Consider the following 4,275-nt stretch of genomic DNA (forward strand, 5'->3'; position numbering starts at 1 on the left):
TGACGATCTCACTTAAGATTATAGCCTTCTTTGCACCTTCTGCATCCTGAAGCATTCTCACATACTCACTTTGCTCATCTTCTTCGTCTTCTTCATAGCCTCTAAAGTGTTGAAAATTTCCTGTATGTCGATCATCACCCAGGTCCACGAGCTCATCTATAGTTTTTAGGTTTTTAGCATCCTGCACAGAATCCTCATACACCCTTCTTATCTCATCATCATCCTGATTAAAATCTTCAGCTGACTGCTCCTGCCACTCTTTATGTTCTTTAACATCTTTTTCTCCAGTGAACTCCTTTAATAAATCTTCAAAAGATTGTGGTTGAGATCTACGATCATCTGCATAATCTTCCTGATCGTTTTGCTGTGGGGCCTTGGGTTGCTGTTTGTTTTTAGCTTTAAAAACTTGCGAGAGAATAGCTATAACGGCAAATATAATGTAGAGTATGAGTTGAATATCATCCATAGTATGCCAAATTTATCATTTTTAATTATAAATTTGTTGCCTTTTCTCCTATCATTATTCTTCTAATTAAGAATGGGAGATCATGTTTATAAGTTGAGGCTTCTCAAATTTTTTGACAGGTATTATTTAATTGTATCTCAATGGAGCTTTCCAGGCTGGAAATTAAGGGTTTTAAGAGTTTTGGCGATAAAGTGACCATCAACTTTGATGAGGGGATTACAGGTATTGTAGGACCCAATGGTTGTGGCAAATCTAATATTGTCGACTCAATACGCTGGGTGCTTGGTGAGCAGAGCAGTAAAACACTACGCTCCGACAAAATGGAGAATGTGATCTTTAACGGTACTAAGAAAAGAAAGCCATCTCAAATGGCAGAAGTATCGCTCACCTTTAAAAACACCAAAAACCTCTTACCCACCGAGTACTCGCAAGTAAGTATTACCCGAAGATACTATCGATCTGGTGAAAGTGAATATTTGCTTAATGGAGTCACTTGTCGGAGAAAGGATATTACAAACCTCTTTCTGGACACAGGAATTGCTTCTAATAGCTATGCCATCATCGAATTGAAGATGGTTGATGACCTGCTCAACGATAAAGACAACTCACGTAGGGCTCTTTTTGAAGAAGCGGCAGGGATATCTAAGTTTAAAACCAGAAAAAAAGAGACGCTTAAAAAGCTCGAAGATACTGATGCTGACCTTGACCGTGTAGAGGATCTCTTGTATGAGATCGAGAAGAACATGAAATCTCTCGAGCGACAAGCGAAACAAACTGAAAAATACTATAAGTATAAAGAAGAATATAAGAAGCTTAGTATTCAGCTGGCTCGTATCACTGTAAGTAAGCACACTGATAAGTTTCAGTCTATTACCAAGCAGATAGAGCGTGAGAATGACAAAAAAATTAGCCTCAATAAGCAGGTTAAAGAAAAAGAGGCTTTCTTAGAAAAAGCCAAGGCTGATCTCATAGCCAAAGAAAAAACTTTAGCCTCCAGACAGAAAGCACTCAATACGCATGTGGCCAATATACGCCAATATGAGAGTGAGAAAAAGATAAAAAACGAAAGACTAAGGTTTCTTAATGACAAATCTGAGAGTCTAAGGGACCAGCTAGCACAAGATAAGAAAAGTAACGAACGTGCTGCATTTAGCCTTGAGTCTCTTAATCAGGAAAAAGAATCTGCTCAGAAAATACTACAGGAGATAGAGCAAAAGCTTAATGTACTGAGAGAAGACTATCAGGTTCAGAAAAACAAAACCACACACCTGCAAGAGGAAACTGATACCTTAAGAAAGGTTCAAAAAAACGAACAGGAAGAGGTCTATCAGCTTAAAAAATCTGTTGAAATCAAGGAACTGCAACTTTCATCGCTTAAGCAAGAGCTGGAGCGTACTGCTACTGATACCAGCGAGCAAAGTGCAAGCCTGATTGAGTTTGATAAAAAAGTAAATGAGCTTTCTGAAGAACTTAAAGTAAAAAGGAACTCGCAGGAAAAACTTAAGGCTGAAGATGAAGATCTGAGTAACAGGATCGAGTCTACCACCAAAACCATTGAGGTGATAAAAGAAGAGCTTACCCAGATCAATCGTAAGCTCGATGCCAAGCAAAACGAATATAACCTCACAAAATCTTTAGTAGAAAGTCTTGAGGGTTTCCCTGAGGCTATTAAATTCCTTAAGAAGAAAACCAGCTGGAAAAAGAATGCTCCTCTCCTATCCGATATACTTACTTGTAAAAGTGAATATCGTGTTACAGTAGAAAATTACCTGGAGCCGTACTTAAACTACTACATTGTAGATAAAGAGGCCGATGCTTATGAAGCGATCAATATCTTAAGTGATGCAGCCAGAGGAAAGGCCAACTTTTTCATTCTGGACTCTTTCCAGGATTTCACACCCTCTGACACCAAAATCTATGGCAATGCCTTTCCCGCTACGGAAATAATGGAGTATGATACCAAGTACAAAAAGCTCATGGGCTACATACTCGATGGTGTTTATTTATTTGAGGGAGAGTATAAGGATATTCCTCAAAACGAAGACAGTATATTCATTACCAAAAATGGAAAAGTCACTAAAAGGCGCTTTAGCATCTCTGGTGGGTCAGTAGGACTTTTTGAGGGCAAAAAAATTGGTAGGGCCAAAAATCTTGAAAAATTAGATAAGGAGATCAAAGAGCTTAATGCAAAGCTGGGCGATGTCGAGACCAGCCTATCAGAAAAAAACAAGGAGCTTGAATCTCTCCGCTCAAAAATCAACAAAGAGGCGATTGAGGAACTTCAGGAAGAAATCAGACATATCAATGAAGAATACATCAGCATAAAAACTAAACAAGAGCAGTTTAGTCAAATGCTTTCTGATGCTGACTCAAGAAAGGATAATATCCTTGAAAAAATAGAAGAACTCACAGAAGACATACAGGAAAGCAAGCCTCGTGCTGAACAAGAAGAAAAGGACCTCAAACTCACTGAAGAAAAGCTGGCTCAGCTCACCTCCGACCTAAATGAGGAAAATGAAATCCTCAATGAAAAGTCTAGTGCGTTTAACGAACAAAATATTTTCTTTCACCAACAAGAAAATCGCGTAAAGAGTATTGAGCAAGAAGCTGAATACAAGCAGGATACCTTTAATAGTAGTAGTGAGCGCATTGAGAAAAACCAGAATGAGCTCAAGCGTAACGAAGAGGAAATAAAGCAACTCGTAGAAAAATCTGAAATTGGTGATGACGAGCTTATCGCACTTTATGATGAAAAAGAGGCGATTGAAGAGGGTGTAAATGAAGCGGAGAAAAACTACTATGCAGCCCGAGGAGAAATAGATGAGATAGATAAGTCTGAAAGAGAGATACAACGCTCAAGAGAGCAGATCGATACAGTACTCATGGAACTGCAGAATACGCTCAACGAGACTAAATTGGAACTGAGTGCCGTAAAAGAGCGACTTTCTGTAGAGTTTGATATCAATCTGGATCAAATCATGGACGAAGAGCTTTCTGAAGAAGAGGAAGGCAAAAACGATGTTGATTTAAGAGAGGCTGTATCTAAAATAAAAGAAAAGTTAGAGCGCATGGGCCCAATTAACCCAATGGCTCTCGAAGCCTACGAGGAGATAAAAGAGCGAAATGACTTTATAAATGAGCAGAAGGAAGACTTGCTTAAGGCTAAAGAATCACTGCTTACTACAATCTCTGAGATAGATACTGTGGCAAAAGACACGTTTTTAGATGCTTATGCCAAGGTCAAGGAAAACTTTATGAAGGTATTCCGCAGCTTATTTACCGATGAAGATGATTGCGACCTGAAATTGATGGATCCTGACAATCCGCTTGAATCGAAAATTGAAATTATAGCAAAACCAAAAGGTAAAAGGCCGCTTACAATTAATCAGCTGTCCGGTGGTGAGAAGACGCTTACGGCCACATCACTACTTTTCGCTATTTATCTGCTTAAACCGGCTCCTTTTTGTATTTTCGATGAGGTAGATGCACCTCTTGATGATGCCAACATCGATAAGTTTAATAACATCATTCAGAAGTTTTCTAAGGAGTCACAGTTTATTATTGTCACCCACAACAAAAGAACCATGGCCTCTACTGATGTAATTTATGGTATCACTATGATTGAGCAAGGTGTGTCAAGAGTAGTGCCGGTAGACCTGCGCGAATTGGTGGATTAAATCCATAGATTCCCCCACAGCCTTTGAGGGTTTACCCTTAGAAATGTACAATTTATTGGTAAAGTCATAATTATTATGACAAAAAGGTAGATTAAATCGCCTTCTACGTGAAGTAGTGCTAGTTTTTTAGCT

The 4,275-nt window shown here is 38.8% G+C and carries 2 protein-coding genes; one reads left to right on the plus strand and one right to left on the minus strand.

Going from position 1 to position 4,275, the window contains the following annotated elements; translation table 11 throughout:
* Positions 1–466 (minus strand): hypothetical protein (locus E1176_RS04995; protein ID WP_222933088.1); only part of this gene is annotated, 466 nt, incomplete at its 3' end.
* 140 nt (positions 467–606) lie between these two features.
* On the opposite strand from E1176_RS04995, the gene smc reads away from it, so the two are divergent.
* Positions 607–4,143, plus strand: coding sequence for a chromosome segregation protein SMC (gene smc, locus E1176_RS05000; protein WP_155209468.1), 3,537 nt, complete (start codon positions 607–609; stop codon positions 4,141–4,143).
* Positions 4,144–4,275 lie beyond the last annotated feature (132 nt).

Source organism: Fulvivirga aurantia (genome assembly GCF_009711475.1).
Lineage (GTDB): Bacteria > Bacteroidota > Bacteroidia > Cytophagales > Cyclobacteriaceae > Fulvivirga > Fulvivirga aurantia.

Coding starts and splice junctions, on each gene's coding strand:
- smc (WP_155209468.1), top strand. CDS start 607: ATGGAGCTTTCCAGGCTGGAAATTAAGGGTTTTAAGAGTTTTGGCGAT.